General features: G+C 39.9%; 19 protein-coding genes and 1 pseudogene. 5 read left to right on the forward strand and 15 right to left on the reverse strand.

The window, feature by feature from the left end; translation table 11 throughout:
* Positions 1-658: 658 nt before the first annotated feature.
* Positions 659-966, forward strand: a pseudogene (locus tag IC007_RS10110) (type II toxin-antitoxin system RelE family toxin).
* Positions 967-1,158: 192 nt separating this feature from the next.
* Here the strand turns inward: IC007_RS10110 and IC007_RS10115 are convergent.
* Positions 1,159-1,449, reverse strand: a complete 291-nt coding sequence (locus tag IC007_RS10115) for a hypothetical protein (protein WP_149528711.1) — start codon at positions 1,447-1,449, stop codon at positions 1,159-1,161.
* Between the two features lie 681 nt (positions 1,450-2,130).
* Between IC007_RS10115 and IC007_RS10120 the strand changes: the two genes are divergently transcribed.
* Positions 2,131-3,186, forward strand: coding sequence for a M24 family metallopeptidase (locus tag IC007_RS10120; protein WP_054846348.1), 1,056 nt, complete (start codon positions 2,131-2,133; stop codon positions 3,184-3,186).
* A 127-nt stretch (positions 3,187-3,313) separates the two neighbouring features.
* Here IC007_RS10120 and IC007_RS10125 read toward each other — a convergent pair whose 3' ends face one another.
* The 4 genes from IC007_RS10125 to IC007_RS10140 all read right to left on the reverse strand — a co-directional run bounded on the left by IC007_RS10125 (position 3,314) and on the right by IC007_RS10140 (position 7,251).
* Positions 3,314-4,222, reverse strand: a complete 909-nt coding sequence (locus IC007_RS10125; RefSeq protein ID WP_054846375.1) for a glycosyltransferase family 2 protein — start codon at positions 4,220-4,222, stop codon at positions 3,314-3,316.
* A 120-nt stretch (positions 4,223-4,342) separates the two neighbouring features.
* Entirely contained in the window at positions 4,343-5,107 is a 765-nt protein-coding gene (locus IC007_RS10130) for a sugar phosphate nucleotidyltransferase (protein WP_084739832.1), read from the reverse strand.
* Positions 5,100-6,317: a UDP-glucose dehydrogenase family protein gene (locus IC007_RS10135; protein ID WP_054846377.1), complete on the reverse strand. Its 1,218-nt coding sequence runs from the start codon at positions 6,315-6,317 to the stop codon at positions 5,100-5,102. The genes IC007_RS10130 and IC007_RS10135 overlap by 8 nt, the downstream gene beginning before the upstream one ends.
* A gap of 10 nt (positions 6,318-6,327) precedes the next feature.
* The gene (locus IC007_RS10140; protein WP_054846349.1) at positions 6,328-7,251 is read right to left on the reverse strand and encodes an NAD-dependent epimerase/dehydratase family protein; all 924 of its coding nucleotides are present in this window, start codon (positions 7,249-7,251) and stop codon (positions 6,328-6,330) included.
* Positions 7,252-7,547: 296 nt separating this feature from the next.
* Here IC007_RS10140 and IC007_RS13365 point away from each other — a divergent pair, with 296 nt between their 5' ends.
* Complete coding sequence (locus IC007_RS13365) at positions 7,548-7,688, forward strand: hypothetical protein (protein ID WP_156303809.1); 141 nt, start codon at positions 7,548-7,550, stop codon at positions 7,686-7,688.
* A 25-nt stretch (positions 7,689-7,713) separates the two neighbouring features.
* Here IC007_RS13365 and IC007_RS10145 read toward each other — a convergent pair whose 3' ends face one another.
* From IC007_RS10145 to IC007_RS10165, 5 genes are all read right to left on the reverse strand, one after another.
* A complete protein-coding gene (locus IC007_RS10145; RefSeq protein ID WP_054846350.1) occupies positions 7,714-8,403 on the reverse strand; it encodes a hypothetical protein in 690 nt (229 codons plus the stop codon).
* A gap of 5 nt (positions 8,404-8,408) precedes the next feature.
* Positions 8,409-9,467 (reverse strand): glycosyltransferase family 4 protein, encoded by a 1,059-nt coding sequence (locus tag IC007_RS10150; RefSeq protein WP_232048893.1) that lies wholly within the window; start codon positions 9,465-9,467, stop codon positions 8,409-8,411.
* Positions 9,446-10,525 carry a glycosyltransferase gene (locus IC007_RS10155; RefSeq protein WP_054846351.1) on the reverse strand — a complete coding sequence of 360 codons (1,080 nt, stop codon included), beginning with the start codon at positions 10,523-10,525 and terminating at the stop codon, positions 9,446-9,448. Before IC007_RS10155 ends, IC007_RS10150 begins: the two co-directional genes overlap by 22 nt.
* Positions 10,526-10,606: 81 nt before the next feature.
* Complete coding sequence (locus IC007_RS10160) at positions 10,607-11,653, reverse strand: glycosyltransferase family 4 protein (protein WP_054846352.1); 1,047 nt, start codon at positions 11,651-11,653, stop codon at positions 10,607-10,609.
* 4 nt (positions 11,654-11,657) lie between these two features.
* A complete protein-coding gene (locus IC007_RS10165) occupies positions 11,658-12,851 on the reverse strand; it encodes a glycosyltransferase family 4 protein (protein WP_054846353.1) in 1,194 nt (397 codons plus the stop codon).
* Positions 12,852-13,417: 566 nt separating this feature from the next.
* On the opposite strand from IC007_RS10165, the gene IC007_RS10170 reads away from it, so the two are divergent.
* Positions 13,418-14,554: a glycosyltransferase family 4 protein gene (locus IC007_RS10170; RefSeq protein ID WP_149528712.1), complete on the forward strand. Its 1,137-nt coding sequence runs from the start codon at positions 13,418-13,420 to the stop codon at positions 14,552-14,554.
* A gap of 82 nt (positions 14,555-14,636) precedes the next feature.
* On the opposite strand, the gene IC007_RS10175 is transcribed toward IC007_RS10170, so the two are convergent.
* From IC007_RS10175 to IC007_RS10195, 5 genes are all read right to left on the reverse strand, one after another.
* A complete protein-coding gene (locus tag IC007_RS10175) occupies positions 14,637-16,304 on the reverse strand; it encodes a hypothetical protein (protein WP_149528713.1) in 1,668 nt (555 codons plus the stop codon).
* 1 nt (position 16,305) lies between these two features.
* Entirely contained in the window at positions 16,306-16,548 is a 243-nt protein-coding gene (locus tag IC007_RS10180; RefSeq protein WP_054846355.1) for a hypothetical protein, read from the reverse strand.
* Positions 16,524-17,021 (reverse strand): hypothetical protein, encoded by a 498-nt coding sequence (locus IC007_RS10185; protein WP_054846356.1) that lies wholly within the window; start codon positions 17,019-17,021, stop codon positions 16,524-16,526. Before IC007_RS10185 ends, IC007_RS10180 begins: the two co-directional genes overlap by 25 nt.
* A gap of 108 nt (positions 17,022-17,129) precedes the next feature.
* Complete coding sequence (locus IC007_RS14295; RefSeq protein ID WP_500797352.1) at positions 17,130-17,534, reverse strand: DUF1616 domain-containing protein; 405 nt, start codon at positions 17,532-17,534, stop codon at positions 17,130-17,132.
* A gap of 226 nt (positions 17,535-17,760) precedes the next feature.
* Entirely contained in the window at positions 17,761-18,729 is a 969-nt protein-coding gene (locus tag IC007_RS10195) for a glycosyltransferase family 2 protein (protein WP_054846358.1), read from the reverse strand.
* An 84-nt stretch (positions 18,730-18,813) separates the two neighbouring features.
* On the opposite strand from IC007_RS10195, the gene IC007_RS10200 reads away from it, so the two are divergent.
* Entirely contained in the window at positions 18,814-20,325 is a 1,512-nt protein-coding gene (locus tag IC007_RS10200; RefSeq protein ID WP_054846359.1) for an oligosaccharide flippase family protein, read from the forward strand.

The raw sequence follows: 20,325 nt of genomic DNA on the forward strand, positions 1-20,325 counted from the left end.
TTATCCTTGAGCATCACATAGATGGAGTTCGTGGTCGTGTGCGCAGTCTACTACCAGTACTGGGTCGTCTTTTGTCGTGTTTTCTTCACTGTTTTGAAGAGGTCGATTGTTGCTAACTCGTCCGGGTTTTGAGTATTGTCCCTAGTTTATGTTCGTTGTTTGTGCTATTTCTAGCGCTCCTCCCCTCGTTATTGCTCCTAGAGACGGTTCGATTGTCGTGTCCTTTCTCAGGTCTACTGGTTCCGTTAACGCTACGTCCGCTGCGTCCTTTAAGGCTTTGTAATATTCATGATCACTTAAGTTTCACTTATGAGTTATATTCTACCTAGTAATTTTTAAAAAGTTTTTAAGGTCTACTCGGATTACAAGGTTTTTCGGATAAAAGCTACACTTGAAAGAAAGACATATTGTCTCGTTGTTGAGTTACATGGAAGAGAAGAGGTAAGTGGCGATGCTGAAAGGGTCACTCGACCCGAAGAGGCTTTAGCAAGAATAAAATAATATGAACTGCTAAAGAATTCAACGAGATGCCAAACGAAAACAACGAGTAGAAGGAGAAAGAAGTAGGAATACTACTCAATTCTTACAACTATTATTTCTAAAGAGATATTAAACAAAAAGAGAAAGATTCTTAAATATATTTTCTATTTCATTTATTATGACTTGTGAGAAGTGGATTTTTAGATTGCTAGTTAAGGAGGAAATGGATAGAATAGATTTCATAAAATGGTTGAAGAAGAATTTTCCCCACTCAAAACTTCTGAAGATTGTCCTCGAAAAATTAGAATTGTTAAATAAAGATCCGTTCAACTATGCCAGAGAGAAACTAGGAAAGGATAAGTACGGTAACCCTATGTTCTCTATACGAGTTACGGGCGATATAAGGATAATTTAAAGCGCTGATTCAAAAATTGTATAGTCTTCATTCGGGAGATCGGGTCTCATAAGAGGGTTTACGGGCGTTAACTTTTTCTCATTCTCTAAATCTTTAATAGCCTCATTAAATGCATCCCTCACTTCATCAAAGTCTTCAAATTCTACGAAAGTATCTTCACCTTTCTTGACAATTCTCATAATTAAAGGTTTATTGAGGACATTAAAAGGGTAGCTGGTTTTCGTAGAGCTGACTTCCAGCCTGAGGGCTTGTAGTTCACTTTCTCAGGATAGAAATAGGGCCTCAATATCCTTTCCTGTATTCACGAAAGACGATGAAGCAACATTGATTGACTCCTTCCTTTCATTGACTTTTGTTTTACAAACTATTAAAGTATTGTTTCTCAGAGAGGATGGGGCGAGCTTTCCAGGGCTCTCTCCTCTTACTGTATAAATTGCAGTTATATCCATAAATTTCTTAATAGAAGACGCCACTATAGTCCATGCTTTCTCCCTCCCGTTGAATATCAACACAGTTCTACCGTCCTTTCTTAAAGTAAGGCTCAGATTTCTCATTATCTAATCTAAACCTTCTCTGAATGCTTCCTCTGAGATGGAGATTTCCTTCCTCTCAACCTCTGAAGGATTTGGAAGAGGGACGAACATTTTCATCACTTGGTGATGAATTACGGGCAGAGGGGAATACGACCTAATAAGTCCGTAGTAGGGGGATCAACTACCGCCAAACCTATTTCCTTTGGATATAAATTAACGTCTCGTGCATCCCCCAGAATCGGAGTGATAACTCCTTTTCTATCCCATTCTCCAGTCCAACTTTACAGTTAAACGGAGACTGTAAGGTGGGTTTCTCCCTTCTTGATAACGCAAAAGAATAGACATTACAATAGGTTATATATACGAAAGCTGCTTAGGTAAGGTAGAAAAGTTGTTAGATCAGAGGACTAAGGTTAAGCTAGTTCTTGATTAGGAAATAGCAAGTCTTTTCCAGAGAAGTACAAGAATAAAATAGAAGAATTAAGGAGTAAGGGTTTAGAGATTAATAAAATAGAAGAATTAAGGAGTAAGGGTTTAGAGATTGACTTCAAGAACGCTCATGAGAAGGAATACATAATTTATCTATCTTAATAGGGGTTCAAAGGGACGGAAGACCCTCGTCAGGGAGGGATGGATAGCCCTTTGTATAAGTTTAATTTTGTGAGTAGTATATTTATCCCTCTCTTTTACTAGAGTAGAAACATGAAAAGGAGCAGAGTAGATAAATTGAGGGACTTGATGGGAAAAAAGGAGGTAGATTACGTCATTTTAGGGCCTACAAGTAACATGTTTTACCTCACAGGTTTCACTGATGAACAGATGGAAAGACCACTCCTCTTCATAGTGTCGCGGGATGAGGCTTACTTCTTGGCTCCTAAGCTCTACGAGGAGCAGTTGTCACAAACCGGGTTCTCTGTACTCTCCTATCATGATGGTGAGGATCCCTATTCCCTCACGAGGATGGAGAAACGAAGCAGGGTTGCACTTGACGACCAACTGTGGACTGCCTTCACGTACCAAATAGAGAAAAGGTTTTCTCCCACCCTTTCCCTAGCTAGTTCTCTCCTAATGGAACTCAGGTCTAGGAAAGAGCAGGAAGAGATAGATATCATGATGGAAGGCATTACGACCGCTGAGAGTAGCTTTCTGGACTTCTTGAACGAGGTGAAGGAAGGGTTAAGTGAGTGTGAGCTAGCGAGGAAACTAGAGGAGGAGTTCTCTGTCCGTGGGGTGTCACCTTCCTTCCCTACAATATTGACATCAGGATATAACACTTCTATGCCACACCTCAGGTGTACCAATAGGAAAGTGAAGAAGGGGGACGTGGTTATCGTCGATTTCGGAATCAAATTCAAGGGTTATTCCACGGACTCCACGCGCGTGGTGTCAGTCGGGAGCCCAAACCCCGAGGTAAAGAAAGTTCATGACGTGGTAGTTAGAGCACAAGAGGAAGCGGAGAGTAGCGTCAGTGGAATGAAGGCAAAGGACGTAGACCGTCTAGCTAGGTCAGTGATAGAGAAGGAGGGTATGGGAAATTTCTTCATTCACAGGACTGGGCACGGGATAGGCATAGACGTGCATGAAGACCCTTATATCTCTAAAGGAAATGAGGAGGCTGTGGACGATAACATGACCTTCACTGTAGAACCGGGAGTTTACATTCCCGGTAAATTTGGCGTCAGGGTAGAGGACATGGTCCTCATGAAAGGTAGAGTCAGACCAATGAACTCACTAAGTAAAGAGATTTACATAGTATAAAACCTAGAAAAGGAAAACGTATATATGCACATGATTTTTTGTTCCTACACTTCTTTTCCCTCATTTAGCACTATACATCTTATCGCTATGCAGTATATTTCTGCTTTATATCCTGTTGACTCTCAGCTTACGTTTCCTTCGATAATAGTCTATACTTTATCCCTTCTATAATTGACCTTATCTCCATAAAACCGAACGGATCTTTACCTAAATAGTTAAGAAATCTATCCTCATTACTTACCGTAATTTTCCTTACTTCAGATCTCTTTTTCATTACATATCCCATTTCTTTACCTAAAGTAAGAATTGCCTTCAACTTAGCTTTCCTATTTGGAGGAGAGAAAGATTGTATAAGTCTAACGAAATATAGTGGTATAAAGTTAGAAAGGATCTGTTTCTTATTGTAATAAGAGAGGAGAAGGATCAACTGATTTCTCATGGTCAAATAGGAGGTGAACTGTGAAGGGAGTCTCTTGAACGTGCCGTGGGCTTCGTGAATGACTCTCGACTTAGGAACCATCATAACTCTGTATCCTGCTCTGTATAACCTCCAGGATAGCTCTGTATCTTCCCAGTAGAAGAAGTAGTGTTCATCAAAGCCTCCCACTCTCTCCAACACGTCTCTTCTAGTTAACGCTGCAGCTGTTGAAAACCAGGGGATCTCTGATGGCTCTTCTCCCCAACTCCACTCAGTGTAAACACTTTGAACTGCTGCGATACTCTCGTCACTCTTTGTTACCTCAACTAGTGGATCCAACCAGTCCTTGGGCACCTCCACGTCGTTGTCTAAGAAAGCCATGTATTTAGTCTTGAAAGTCCTGATTGCGACGTTCCTAGCATAGGAGGGCCCATAGTTCCTGTCTAAAGGAATTACCTTCACTCCTTTAGACTTGAGGTATTCTAAGCTACCATCCTTAGAACCGTTATCTACTACTATCACCTCGTTTGGATATTCAGTTCTCAGCACACTGTCGAGATATAGCTTCAGCAAATGTAAACCATTGTAGTTAAGTACTACAATAGGAATTTCCTGCATTGAAACGAATATGTTGTTCCAATTTAAATCTTTTTTGTTGTTCATGTCTAAACTTTAACTACAACATAAATACTACATTTGGAAAAATAGAAAAATACTTGTTTTTAAGGCCATGTTGATTTAAATTCCCTGTTTCACGTACTCTGCATAACCATTAAAGTTACCTAGGTCGTAAACTTGAGATACTTCTACGACTCTGAAGTCTACTCCGTTCTTTATCAAGGTTCTGATCCCGCAAGTGAGTTGCAGTTCTTCTGAGTAAGAAATTCCTCTGAGGGCGGAGAAGATTCTCCTATCGAACATGTAGTAAGGGACGATAATCATGTTTGACCTAGGAACTTTGGGCTTCTCCTCTACATCTATGACCTTGTCGCCCTCAGCTATAACTACACCGTAATTCCTAGCGTCAGTAACTCTCGTAGTTAGAAAGGAATTTGTTTTCATTTTACTTATATCCAGATCCTTAACTATCGTATCAGCTGCAACTACTAGGAACTTGTCCTTTGCGTAAGGTTCAGCGCGCAGCACTGCATCACCGAACCCTCTCGGCTCGTTTTGGTTGACAAAAGCTAAATTGCTGGATTCAATCTTCTTATAAAAGCTCATTAGGCTTTCGGCTTGTGAGTTCTTTCCTTTCATCTCCAGGAACCTTACGAACTCATAATCAGGGGTAAAGTAATCTTCGATTACCCTCTTGTTCTTGCTGACTACGAAAATGAAATCCCTCAATCCATTTTCGAATAGTTGCTCGAAAATCACTTGTATGACGGGCTTGAGTTCACCGTTAAACGGAACTGGGAGCATCTCCTTTGGTATTTCCTTACTTACTGGTAGCATCCTGGTTCCCAAACCTGCAGCCGTAATTATTCCTTGCGTGTCACTCACCCAAACCTATTGCTCTGAACTTATATCCTAACACTGAAGGGTTAAGGATCCTTCTTCCGTCTACTACGTATTTTCCTTTAAGCTTCTCTTCGATCCCAATAAATTCTTTCCATTCAGTTGCAATTATTACTCCTTCAGACATGTTCACGCATTCATCTAGGCTGGTCATTTGCGCCAGGTCAGTCTTGGCTTTGGGGTCGTAAGCGAACACTGTAGCACCGTCTTCCTTAAGCAACCTGATGATTTTTATTGAGACGCTCTCTCTAGTGTCGTCTGTGTCAGGCTTAAACGCTACGCCGAGGACGCATATCCTCCTGTCTTTGAGGCTCCCCATCATTTCCTTGAGGAGTCCCACCGCCTTTCTGGGCCTCTCGTTGTTAACTTGGATGGCGGCCTCAACTAGTCTCAATGGAGTTCCCATGCTTCTGGCATAGGACGCGATCGCAAGTGTATCCTTGGGGAAACAGGATCCTCCCCAACCTAGGCCTGCCCTCAAGAAATAAGGAGAAATTCTCTTGTCGAACCCTATTCCCTTGGCTATGTTATTCACGTCGCAGCCTGGGATTTTCTCGCAGAGGTTAGCTATCTCGTTAATGAACGAAACCTTCATAGCTAAAAAGGAATTAGCAGCGTACTTTATCATCTCAGCCTCCTCAGGAGTAGTCCTCAATATGGGCGCGTTAGTGAACTTCCATACTTCCTCTACTAGGTCTCCTGCCTCCTTAGAGGTACTCCCTATCACCACTCTGTCAGGCCTTATACTATCCTCTATAGCGGTTCCCTCTTTCAAGAACTCTGGGTTTGAGACAGTCTCAATCCCGGTGATTTCTCTTACCTTCCTGGACGTTCCTGGCAGAACCGTGCTCTTCATGACGATAACTGCGTCCTTTCTGAGTACCTTGGAAAGGGACTTAGCCGCAGAGAAGACGTAGTCCAAGTATATCTCTCCGTTAACTGTAGGTGTGCTTACCGAGATGAAAGCTAAGTCCACCTCCCTCAGGAAGGAATAGTCAGTAGTGAAAAAGAGTCTCCCAGTGTTCTTTTTCAGCAACTCGTCGAGGCCTGGCTCATAAATCGGGTTAACGCTACAGTTGAGCCCGTCTACCCTTTTCTGGTCTATATCAACGCCTATTATGTGATGGCCTTGGTTAGCTAATACTGCCGACGTGACTATCCCTACATATCCGAGGCCTACAACGCCTATTTTCATTCGAATCACCTCATAGTTGTTCTCTGAACCACTCAATTGTCTTCTTTAGTCCGTCTTCTACTGAAACTTTGGGTTCCCATCCCAGCTTCTCCCTGGCTTTAGAGATGTCAGCAGCCCTTCTAGGTGGGTCATCTGGCCTGGGAGGGAGGAACTTTATCTTAGACGTTGAACCTGACATTTCAAGTATCATGCTAGCTAAGTCTATTATTTTCATTTCCTTGTTAGACCCGACGTTGAAGACCTCTCCCTTGAGACTCTTCAAGAACATCATTTTGAGCGTTGCGTTTACCCAATCGTCCACGTAGAGGAAAGCCCTAGTCTGGTTTCCGTCCCCAAAGATTGTAATGTCTTCTCCCTTAATTGCTTGGTATATGAACCTAGAAACGACTCTCCCGTAACTCCCGTCCTCTCTTAGCCTTGGTCCGTAGACGTTGAAGGGCCTCTGAATCCTCACGTCCAGTCCGTACTCCCTGTAGTAAGACATGATCAAGGCCTCGGAGAACCTCTTGCTCTCGTCGTAACAACTCCTTATTCCATTAGGGTTCACTTTCCCCCAGTACGTCTCCGGAGTGGGCACTATCTCTGCTGAACCATAGACCTCAGAGCTAGAGGTATATACCATGACCCCGTCGCTTTTCCTCGTTATCTCTAACATTTTGTAAGTTCCCATGGAGTTCGACATAGCGGTCTCAACTGGGTGTTGTATGTAGTCCTCCGGGGAGGGTCTCGCTGCAAGGTGGACTACGTAATCAAACTTCTCGTTTAAGTCGGTGGACTCGATCTTTCCTTTGATCAGTTTCACTTTTTCAGGCAAGGCGTGATACTTAACGGTGGAGAAATCATCAACGACTGTGATATCGTGGTCCTCTTTAATTAAGGACTCAACTAAGAACGAGCCAAGGAAACCGGCTCCTCCGCTGATTAAAATTTTCATATGACTATTTAAAGAAAATGGGAAAAAAGCTTTTTGGATTATCCCTAAAGATAATCTATTTTGTCTTATAAGGTTAAAAACTGTTATTCTATTCAAAGTGATGAGACATGACGTGGATTTTAAACGAAAAAACTTGGATTAACTACAAGAAATGTAAATGTCTATAATTTGGACGGTTACTATACACTTGATAATATGTTTATATACTTACTATTGTTAGAATAAAGGTTCTACTACTATAAACACCAATACAAGATTTTATAAGATAACAAGAAGAGTATATTAGGTGAAAACAAATGAAATCCACAGTTGCTTTAGAAAAGCAGAAGAACAAGACAGAGATAAATGAAGGACCAGCGTATTACTTAGATCTAGACAAGAAGAGATCTTCTACTCACATTCTGGATAGTCCCTTACTTTATCTAAAGGTGAATTAAAAACTTTTTTAGAAGTTTAATTTTGTTAGTTCTGCTCTTGATATACCCTGACGTCAAGGACAAGATTCCCCTTCCTCATCTCTTGTTTCTTGATGAAGGAAATCTTCGATTCCCTCTCTGCTATTATGGAAGCTACAATGAGGGCTTGTATAAATCCTATTGCGCCTATCGGGCTGGACGGCTTAGGATTTACAATGGTTACGTTGAATTCAGACTGTCCAACTTCTACTTTCACGTCATCGCAGAACTTGTAGAGCTCTGTCATACCTTTCTTTAGTATCAATTCTGCGTCCTCAGTCATGGATATACCGCTTCTCCTTAACTCTTGTATTAAGATGGTAGCTGGAGTTTCCATGAATACTCCGAAAACTCCGTTAAAGTTTTGTATGAATTTTCTCTCTACTTTATCTATATTAATAGGGAATTTTTCTAGCATTAACATACCGTTTTGCCCGAGAGAGGAAGGAACGAAAATCCTGTAGAAATTCCTCTTGTCGTAAGTCCTGAAAGCAAGCTCCAGATTGTCGTTCATAGTTTTAGTCAGAAGTTCTGCCTTGTTGTCTGAGGAACCTCCCATGTTTACTCCCAGTACTGCAAGTCCTCCTGTAACTAGAGTTGTTCCGAAAATTGCAATCGGATAATAAGAAATGACGAAAAGTCCAATTACAATAAGCGCAATTCCTATAAGGATTATATATGCCCACGCACCCCGCATTCGGTTCACCTCCAGTAAACTTTCTCAGTCATATCTATTACTTGATTCCAAGTCACCACTTCCTTTTTACCCTCCTTTCCTAGATCGTCCCATCTACCGTCCAAAACCTCATTTACGACTTTTGATAATTCGCTTTCATCGTTAGGAGGAACCAGCAAACCATTTGTCCCGTGCTTCACCCTATATCTCAGGCTTCCAACGGCAGAAGCTATGACTGTCTTCTCTCTGCTCCATGCCTCACTTAGAACTATTGAGAACGCCTCTGCGTAATCTGTAATGCTAGGTATTACTACAGCTGACGCCCCGTCCAGTAACGAAATTTTCTTTTTCTCATCTACTATTCCCATGAAAATGCACTTATCACTGACATTTAGTTTCCTCGCTAGTTCTTTATATTTCTTTATGTCACCAGGACCAGCGAAAACTACCTTTGCATTTACCTTTCTGGATGCCCTCATCAGGAGATCTACACCTTTGATTGTGTGTAATCTACCTAGATATAATACATACTTCTCTTCTATTTCAGGTTTCATTTTAGGTGCAGATAATAAGTAATCGTCAACACCATCAGGGATGATCTCAGCCTCCTTTCCATACGTCTTTACAAGTTCGGCATCTCCCAGATTCTTGGCTATTATCACATCAGCGTTCCTTATCGCAGATTCCGTTACCTTGTGATATAGAGGCGCCATTCCTCTGACCAACGGATTTGGATGACTCCTTAATGAGTTCATCGCCATGACGGTAAGAACTTTCCTATCCTTTATTTTCTTTATTAACTTAACTGTAAAAAGCGAATTTTGAGAATGGAAGTGATATACGCCTTCTTTCAACTCAACCTTTTCAAGAGGATAAGTAAGGTCTGGCATCCCTAGAGGCCTTATTGACTTAACTCTAGTCACGTTGAAGTTGAACTTCTCCTCGGGAACCTTGTCAGAGGTAATAACTTCTACCTCGTGAATTTTAGATTGTCTTGATGCTAACTCATACAAGACCTTTTCCATTCCTCCGGGGACTGGATAGAAGGAGTGATTTACGTGGATCACTTTTTCAGTGCGCTCCACATTTTCACCTCTCCTTTAAACAAAGCATACATTTGAGCTATGATCAGGAAAATCTGATTTGGAAACCAAGCCTTAATTACGTTTCTCGTCTTTTTAGGGACGTAAAGTAATCCCAACAAGGAAAGCATCAATAAACTCAGAATTGGGTCGGACAAGGTTACTATGGCAAATCCTACCACTAATATCCACGGGTTTATCAGGTGGAGGTAAGCTTCCTCAGCAAAGACCTTCTTGAACTTCTTGTTCTCGCTTTTCAACACCTTAGGAAGGTATCTGGTGAAATGTATTATCAAATGTGACCCTCTCCTTGCCTTCCAACGGACGTAATCCATTCCAGAGGGTGCTAGCTCGTAAGCCCTCATGTTCACGCACACAGCTCTATACCCCTTCAGTGCAGTGATAGTAGCTATTGTACTATCATCAGCTCCAACTATCGGTATCTCGTCACAGGACAGAACATCCTTTCTAAAAGCAGTCATTTCCCCGTGAAATATTGGGGAAGAATGTATAGCTGATTCTCCCATTCTAAGGACGTTGTAAAAGTCCCTGTAAGAGTTCTCGGCAGAGGAATTGGCGTGTTTTATACAGCTTACTGCCCCCACCTCACCGTGGAGGTATTTTATGGCATTCTGAAGTGGGTCGTCCCATTTTGCATCTACGTCGGTCATGAGCACTATGTTGTTGCTAGACGCCTTAACTCCTTCCTTTATTGCAAAGATCTTCCCTCTCCTCTCAGTCTTTATTATTTTCATTCTGGGTATCTGTAAATAACTCATTCCAGAAGAAATTTCATCTTGAATGTTTCTTATTTCTTCAAAGGTTCCGTCGTCGCTGGAATCTACTATGACTAGCTCTACCTTTTCACGAGGGTAGCTTTCTAATACATTCATTATTTTCTCCCTTATCTTGTCCTTCTCGTTGTAAGACGGTATTATCACGCTCACCGGTGGGAGGTCTTCATTCTCCTTTAAGTCTAATTTCTTGTTCTTGATGTAAGCAAAGTAGCTTAACGGTTCAGTAAAATGTATGGCTAGCAAAGAGAGACCTATATCGAGCATGAAGTGATTATAAAAACTAAAAATAAAAGCGTTTCCATGAATTTTGCTTACAATATAAAAATATCTTATAATTAAGTTTTACTATAGAACTTTATTTACTAAATCAAGAAGATTTCTTTCGTAATTCTCTATCGAAAAATCTTCTGCTTTCTTCATCATTTCCTTGGCTTTACAGAAGTTCCACTCGTTGATAGCTTCCTCAATTTTAGCTTGGATCTCATCGTCCTTATGGTATGTATATTTAATTGGGACGAAGTCTACTACACCTCCTACGTCTCTGGAAACAGGGATTAGACCGGCATTCATTCCCTCAACTACAGCTACGCCGAAGCCTTCTATGTACGGCGTCGGATTGAAGTATACTCTTGAGGAGAGCAAGAGCTTGGTTTTCTGTTCTTCTTCTACGTTAGGGTAGAGACTAACGTTTTCAGTTTTAGATTCTAAGAGCTCCCTGAAGTATTGTTCGTCTTGAACGTGTCCCGCTAAGATGAACTTTACGTCGCTCAGATTTCTCGCTACCTTCAATACCCTCTCTAGACCCCTATCTCTGGAGAATCGAGACACAGTTATCACTGCTTTCTCTCTCTCGAAATCTTCTTTTAATTTACCATCTAATTTAAGGTGAACTGGAGGATGAAGTAAAGTTGCGTCGATGTCCCAGAAGTACTTAGCCTCTGCCTTGGTCCATCTACTGTTTACAGCGATTATACTACCTTCCTTCTTGGCTCTCTGTATGAACGTTTTCCTTATCTGATATTGAGGGAGTATCTTCAATCTTTCTTTGATTGGAGATCTAATTCTATAGTCAACATTAAATTGATGGAAATAGATGATATCTCCCATAATTGGTTGAATGTCACCATGCATGTTAATAGTGACCTTTCTTTTAGATAGGAAGTCATGAAGCATCTGAAGAGTTACGTTCTTTAAATCGGGTAACCTCTCGATACTCAAGTTCTTTAGAGTATCATCCTTCTTAAGCTCGTTTAGGATGAGAGGAGAAGTCCTAGATGTAATTAGTGTTATGTGGTATCCTCCCTTGGAGAGTATCCTCAAAGTGTCAATGGTCATCAGCTGAATTCCTCCCAGGACGTTTAGATCAAGTAAGGCTATCGAAACCTTTTTCATGAGATCACAGGATTTCCTTGTAGGTCGAAATTAACTGATCTATAATCACTTTGTTATCGAACTTTTTGCTTGCATTATCTCTGGCTATGAGCCCCATCTTCCTGACCTCTTCCCTTGGCATTAATGATACCTTATACAGCGCTTCTCCGAATTCCTTAATGTCATAAGTGTTAACGTGATAACCGTCTACTCCGTCGTTCACTTGCTCTATCAATCCTCCATTACCTTTAGTTACGATAGTTGGCCTTCCTGCTAGCATGGATTCTATCACTACCCTTCCCCACGTATCTATGTATAAGCTTGGGACAACTACGAAGTCGACGTCAGCCAAAATCTGTTTGAGAGACAATAAATACTTCTCATAAGGAACTCTCTTGGTCATTTCAACACTCTTCTCGATTCCTAGATCTCTTACGGTCGAGATCACTTCGCTCGATTCAAGTCCTCCGGGGATCTTTAGTCTAATGTTAGGGTTCTTCTTCGAAGCGTATGCGAAAGCATGAAGGAGTTGAAATACCCCTTTCTCTCTGTCGGGGTAACTCAGGTAAGCGAAAGTGAACTTGGAAGAGGGTGTGTAAGGTACGTAATCGATGTTGGATGCGAGGGCATTCACGTTAATTATTCTTATTTTGTCTTCTGGAAAACCTCTAGATACTAGAACGTCTTTCACCACTTTGCTTACTGCAATTATAGCGGAAGCTGAAGAAACATTGGCCTTTATCCTCTCCATTTTCTTCACAGCGTAATAAGCCTCAGCCAAGGAAGTGTAACTCCTCATGCCTTTCTTTTTCATGCCTATACACTTACTGAGCTTGGTAATACTTCTACAGTCACAGAAGTTTTCCTCCATCGAATTGAAGTAACATGTAGGCCACCAGTATTGTACGTTTATTACGGTCTTTACACCCATCTTCTCTGCAAGTGGTATTATTCCGTGCCAAGCGTTAGCTAGATGAATTATAGATCCTTTCTCTGGCTTTATCTCACTCAAGACTTTAGAAGAGTACTTCTCGCTATTGAGTATGGCTTCTCTTCCAAACAACTTCCCTTCTCGGGGTGGCTCTATGTAGTTGAAATCCGACTTAAAAGTCGTGTACATGTTCACCTCTATTCCGGCTTCGCTCAATTTCTTGTACATCAGTAGCGTAGTAGCGTAAACTCCTCTAAGATCTGTCTCGGTAAGTATTCTCACTCTCATTATAATTTATTAGCGTAATAACTCGATATAAAATTTTTCTTTTTTGTAAAGTCAATTAGTACTTTAGTCTAACGCATCAAACAAGTCAATGTTAAGAAATAATAGATAATTTCTTTTTACAGATATTCTCAGCTTTTGAAGAGGTACAATCTGAAACACTACTATAGATTTAGATGGTAGATAATTCATATTAAGAACGACAGCGACGGTGTCTTTCTCTTTTATCTTCTAACCTTGACCAGCAAAAAATTTTATGAAGCGTTCTACCATTTTCTATCATATGTCACCACAGAAGTTCTATGGCTATTTATTATTGTTCACAGGGATACTATCATTATTGATCTATACAATTTTATCTATATCTTTTCATTTATTTAATTATTATTTCACAATTCTCCTTATATTAGTTTCTTTCTTTGTTATAACTTTAGGTCTATTACTAAAATCCACACCAGACCCTATGTCTCTTGAAGAAGTAGAGCAGGAGATAATCAAGGAAATGAAATCTTTGGATTAATGCCGAACCTTTATGAAAACTTATATTCTTAGCAGGTCTTATCAGTGTAATGAAAGTTGTCTTTCTGCCACTGACCACTAGGCCTTGGGACGGTATAGAGGTTTACTCATATGAACTCGCTAAACGATTCAGCAGGATGGGAATAGACATCGTGGGAGTAAGGATATCACTCGAAAATAAGGTAAACGAAGTGAACGACCACTTTAAGGTAATAGACGTTAAGACACCTAATTTAAAACGTCAGGCATACCATTTTAGAGTAATCTATGCTTACCTACAGAAACATGACTTAATAAAGGAAGCCGATGTGGTTCATGCAGTTGGTGGCTACTATCTAGGTGTCAGGTTTCTTCCAGCTAGGAAGATAGTAACAGTAATAGGTTCCAGTAGCCTTCGTGAGAGATCTTCAATAAAGAAGCAGATTAGGAGAATCTATTCGTCCTTCTTATACAGGGGAGCTCAGGGATACATTTTCCCCAACGAGGTCATTAAGAAGGAATTTATGAGTTATCTCAAGCCGAAGAGACACGTAGTGATACCAATAGGGATCGATCTGGATTCGATGAGAGTGAGTGAATCCAAGGCAGAGTTAAGAGAGAGGCTAGGTTTAGATAAGGATGAGTATATATTCCTTTATCTAGGGCAGCTGGTAAACGGGAAGAGGCTCCCTGAGATGGTTAAGGCGTTTAGCCTGTTACTCAAGGAGAAGCCAAACTCTAGGCTAGCGATGGTCAGTTGGGGTTATCTTAAGAACGAATTACAAGGTTTAGTGAATAGCCTCAAAATTCAGGATCGTGTCACTTTCATCCCTCCTGTAAAGTATGATGAAAGAAAGTATTACTATAAGGCATCTGACGCTTTCTTGATGCTTGGAGATTCATTCGGCGATGGGGGTGTAAGTACGGCTGTAATGGATGCTCTTGGCTCTGGACTTCCTATCCTAGTGTCGAAGCATAGTCCCAACGTAGAGGTGGTGAAAGATGGAATCAACGGATTCTGTGTTGATCCTTCAGACGTTCAGTCCGTCAAAGAAGCGATGATAAGGATCGTTGAAGATCCTAATCTCGGAAAGAATTCACTTGAAATCGCCAAACGTTATACATGGGAAGAAGTCGCCAAATCGACTCTGGAATTTTATAAACAAGCATTTAATGACCTAGAAGTTTCATATGAGTTAAAAATGTAAAGATAATTTCTTGTATAGATAATAAATTAAAATGAATTAAAAGAAAATACATAAATAAAAATAAAAAAGTTACTTATTGAAGTTAATTAGTAGGCGTACCCGCCAACATTTCTCCTGAATTGAAGAAGACAGTATCGTTTTCAATTATTCCGTTATAGTATGTATCATATCCACTTAAATTAGGTCCATTAAAGTAAATGGAAAGCGTTTCTATATAAGGTCCACCAAAATTTACGCCCGAGATTTTACCTTGGGTGGGTATTTCGTGACCTTCGTAACAATATACAGTAACGTAAAACTCATAGGTCGGATCGCTAGATACTCCGTATCTTCCCAGAAGTTCTCCTCCCATGAATGCAGCTTCAGGGGAGTGTTCAGATGTAGCTATCATTGCATATCCTAAAATTGCGAGAGGTATTAACAAAATCAGGAAAAATGGAGCTATTTTGAAAAGTAATTTCTTTTGTTGTAGATAAACTATAATTATTACAGTGAAAAACACCATCGCTTGTGGTATCATCCTTGTTAATACATTGCTGATGTTGTTAGCTAACCCTAATGCGCTCTGCATCGCAATCAGCGATAATCCCACCGCAAAAGCCATCCATAGGAATTTGTTCGTCTTCCTCGATTTTAGAAGTAATATAAACGAGGCTATTCCGCTAGCCAAGAATATTCCTCCATCGATTAACTTGCTTATTACTGAATAGAAGTGATAAGGAGAAGAAGGTATGAAAGTGCTCGCAAGGTGAGACGACGGAAGAACGAGGTTCTTTGTAGCTTCGGGTATAAATATCGATTCCAGTAAAGTAACTAAACGGCCTAATAACAGATCTGCACCTCCTTGTGCTCCCTGAGCTAATGGATTGAAGAAGACCCAATAGATGTAAATTGAGGCAGTCAAAAGGGAAGAGTAACCTACATATTTCCAGTTAAAGTTTCCAATTTTTCTATAAAATGCTATCATCCCTATTAGGGCAGTGACGGAGCTTCCGAAAGTTCCTATGTCAGTTAAACCGGTAAGCCCAGTTATCACAACTAAGAGAGGAAGCAATCTAGATCCTCCGTTCTTTATAATTAACCCTATGAGCAGAAACGCTGGCATTAGCAAGTTGTATGACATTAGCTGCGGCGACCATTCTGCGACATAGAATGGCATTGAAGCGATGATCATGACAAGGAACCCAAGTTCAGAAAAAGGCGATTTCAAGAAAAGCCTAAGGAACGCATAACCAGTAATTAACTGAATGAGAGGGAAAATGAATGGACCATAGAAAATAAAGTAAGTTGTTGGTGATAAAGGTGAGAATAAGAAGGAAATTGCTCCGTAAATGAAGCCAAACGGATAATAAGCTTGATAAAGACCTGGATTCATGAGTGTAGAATGCCTTGCGAGTAGTAGGAAGACCTCTGAAGAGTGTCCTAACTCGTCCCTAGCAAGCACAAAGACCGGGTTGATGAAATAAAATAGAAAGAAGCTATTGAAGATTAAGAAAACTAGAGACGCTGGGACAATCTTGTTGTAGAGTTTCTTATCGAACTTCTGGTACTGAAGAATGGGTATTATTATTGCAAAAGCGCAAAGAAAATCTCCTATCCAGAATACAGGAGGTAACTCCTGGGTAAGTCCGAAAGGATATCTAAGTAAATCGTAGTTATTAATAGACACATTTAATATTTCGAATAATGAAATTTCTATCGCACCGGCAAAAAGGATAACTGATAATGTCTCAGGTTTCAAAAACCTCATTTCATATACCACCTAGGATACCTATCATGTAATATACTACCAAGCCAATCCATAGTAACGTAATACCGTTTATTATAGGTCTGCTCTTCTGAGGGAAGGGGAAGAATGCTATTTCAACGAGCACTGCAATTATGGCGTTCAAGAGAATTAGTAACCTGAAGTCCCTGATTCCTAGGATAAGCATTAAAGAATCAATTATACCGGTTGCCATTATGAATGTTACTGGATAGTACTTGTATTCCATTGTCTCACCTCCCTGATTGAATTAATTGTATTAAAAATTTCTGTTAAGATTATTACTGGTATTATCACATTGAAGAATGTAAAACCAATTGTGAAGTTTATAACGAGCCCTATGAGAGCTATTGCAACGAAACCTAATCCTAAAGAGAGACCGAGGAGAGAAAGTTCTGACAATACTTCGGTTATTCTCGGGTAGAACCCCTTTAATACGGCATATCCGACGAAGAAAAGCGTATAGGGAATTCCAAAGATGAGCAGCGGTTTAAGCAACGCAGACAAGACAGTGAGTAGAAGTATAATCGAAGAAGTATGAATAACCACTTCCATTGTTCCTACCTTCTGTTTCACGTCAAATGATTCTCTTGTTTCCTCCACTGCATCATTGAAAGAGTAGCCTTTAGACATAAGGTAATCTACGTGTTCTCTTACTGTGGAGAATTTATTCGATGTAGATTTCTCTTTATTTGTTTCCACAAGAAGTGATACAGCTGGTGTTATAAATGGTTTATCCAGCTTCTTTTCCCGATTTGTTTAATAATAAGCTGTGTCTCAAAAAAGTTTGTGTAGTGTAAGTGTAGCTGATTACTTCACTGTAAGGAAAGTCTGAGTAAACAAATTAGTTTTTTCAAACTTTGACTCAGATGAATTGTAATAATATAATATAAATATTATTTTATAATTACCTGTGTTTGATACAGTAAAGTTTATTGGTACTTTCCATTGCTGATTGTTAGAAAGCACTTTATATGAAGACGTTATGGTTTCGTTATCTCCAGTAGAGCTGTTCTGTAATATAACTGACAACTTGTAAAACATTGGCTTCCCTTCATGATTTTCAACCAGAACGTTATACTCGATTAATTGACCTGGTATAACGTTGCTCGTATATCCTCCTACAGCACCGTTCTCGTTAAGAAGCAACATCTCAGAGAAGCCTTGCTTTGTCTCTGCATGTATCACGATAACCCCGAAGGAGAAAACTGACATGACTATGAAGATACCTATTAAAATCCCCTTAAACGTGGTATCTCTATCTCTTTTTGAAACAAGAATACTATTTTTGAAAAGGTAGAACCATAAACGGTTATATAATGACTTAATTTTATTTCGAAATAGGTAAAACAACACAAGAATTATGGGTAAGGTCAGGAGTGAAGCGTATAGCTCTATCATTAAGAGGTCTTGTGAGGAATGGTATTCTAGACAAAGCGTATTATACTGCTGGATGAATTGTTGCATCTGATTCATTTAGACCACTGTCTACTTTTATAGTTAAAAAGCCTATTGAATATCCTAAAAGTGAAAAGAAGATAAGGAACGGCGATCCTAGGGTATACTTTGACCACTTGTAAACCTCACACGTTTCTCTGTTTACTTTCAGGAGAATACCTAAGTAAATTACTCCGATGAAAGGGAGCAAGAGTGAAGGATAGAAAATAGCAAGACTTACGGACATCAAGACAACGAATAGGACTGCGCTCACTCTCATTGTACCGTCCTTTATGACCCAGCTCTCTCCAGTAAATTCTCTGTACATTCTAGCTCCTATGGCAGACTCGATGTTCTGCTCTATATATGATTTCAGATTGTTTCTATGATAGTGATAAATTATATCTTGGGTATTAACTACGTACTTATAACCTGCTGCAGTTAGTTTCTTCAGAAGTTCATCCTCTTGCATGTAATTCATTTTTACGTTGAATCCTCCCACCTTAATCACGGCCTCCCTTCTGTAAATTGCCCCGTTAGCTGTAGCAAAGCCCTTACATAGGAACGCGTCTATGGCTTTCTGCATGAACGAAGAGTCGGGAGGAGCGAAAACCTTGGTGAAAACAACACCTATTTTCTCGTCCTTTTCCATTAGACTAACAGCGTAATCTATCCACCCAGGGGTTGCTACCATCGCATCGCTATCCAAGAAGGCTACGTATTTTCCTCTCGACTCTAAAACGCCCCGATTGTAAGCTATTCCCCTGCCCTTTCTTTTCTCTTCAATTACTCTGATTTTATATTTAGAGGAGAATTTATCAACTATTCTTAAGGTATCGTCTGTAGAATTTCCATCCACTACCAATATCTCAAAATTCCTGTAATTCAATCTCGAAATAGACTCCATTGTTTTTTCTACAGTCTTAGCAGAGTTTTTTGTAGCTACTACAATTGTTACTAGAGGATCCATGATCCACTTCTCCTTTACTAGTTAAAAAATATACATTATGTAGCCACTTTTTTAAAGCTGAACTCATTAATCATGTAAGTGTAACTTTTGAGTGATAACGATCCCTCTAAGGTAGGAAAACGGCTTGCTTCAAACTACATTAGCTTGTTTAAGGGAAGGCTTCTCTCTCACATGATAGGCTTCATTGGATCTATCATGGTCATCAGAATACTCATGCCACAGGACTATGGTATTCTCTCCCTTGCTATGTCTTTACCGTACCTTTTAGGTTCTTTAGGAAATGGAGGAGTTAACATAGCAGTAACTAGACTAGTAGCTAAGTACAGCGACGATGAATTTAGAGTGAAGAAATATATTTCGTCAGGGATCGCTTTCGACCTGCTCTTCGGCACTGCACTAGCCATTATTGGATATTTTCTAACCCCTTTTATTTTTACAACAATTTATGATAAGCCGTCCGTGATACCATATGCTCAGTTTGCGTCCTTGTTTTCAATTCCCTATTGGGGTTCAAGTTCCATATTTCAAGGTATTCTAGGCCTTGAAATGACGGAGGAGAACAGTAAAATGTGGATAGCTCATTATACTGTTCAAACAGTTTTAGGCATAGGATTAGCGTTATCTTTCCTCAGAGTATATGGAGTCGAAATAGCGTATATGCTAGCTTATTTAGCCATGATAATATACGGTATGAGTTTACTAATAAGAAAGTCATTACTGACGGTTCCCTCTCTCTCCTTCATGAAAGAACTAATCACCTTCGGCCTTCCTCTCACAATGACTTCAATTTCCTCAGTATTTGGAGGTATTTACTCTGTTTCTATAGTGAACAGGTTTTTCTCCATCTTCGAGGTATCTAACTTCACGGCTTCAAACAAAACAGGAGTTGTAATAGATACCTTGGTGAATCCTCTAGGTTATTCAATTCAACCGACACTTTCAAAGCTCGATTACTCAGATAAGGCTACTGTATCTACAATAATTAATAAGATATATAAATTAAATTTAATAATTAATCTTCCAGTTCTAATTGTTCTTGGTTACATGAGCTATCCGATAATTTTCATACTTGCAGGGCAGAGCTACACATTGGCACCTTTAATGTTGAAGCTTACGGTAATACGAATGATAGAATCAAATCTTCTAGGATATCCTGTATTTAATTCTGTGTTGACATATGCAGGTAAGGTCCGAACAGTGTCGAAGGTTAATACGTTAACGCAGATCATTTTTTCAGGTTTAATAACGGTTCTTGTACCGTTATATGGATATTGGGGATACTTCGTTGCGTCATGGGTGGATTTCATTCCAAGTTTCATTATATCGTTTCTTGCTCTAAGGGATCTGATCCCATCTTACAAGCCTCCAGTGAAGGAAACTGCAAAGGCTTTCTTAATAACCTCCGTTGTTCTCTCTCCCTTGCTATACCCAAGCATTATAGTAGTTCCCTTTTCGTTTCTATTCTTAATTATTTTGTTTAAACTGTACTCAGTAACGAAGGTTATATCTAAAGAAGAGATAAATGTCATCATGAAAGCCGTAGATTCATCGTCTCTCAAGGTAATGAGCCCATTGCTTAAAAGAGTATTTAGTGTTTAA

The sequence above is a fragment of the Sulfuracidifex tepidarius genome (genome assembly GCF_008326425.1).
In the GTDB taxonomy this organism is placed as follows: Archaea; Thermoproteota; Thermoprotei_A; order Sulfolobales; family Sulfolobaceae; genus Sulfuracidifex; species Sulfuracidifex tepidarius.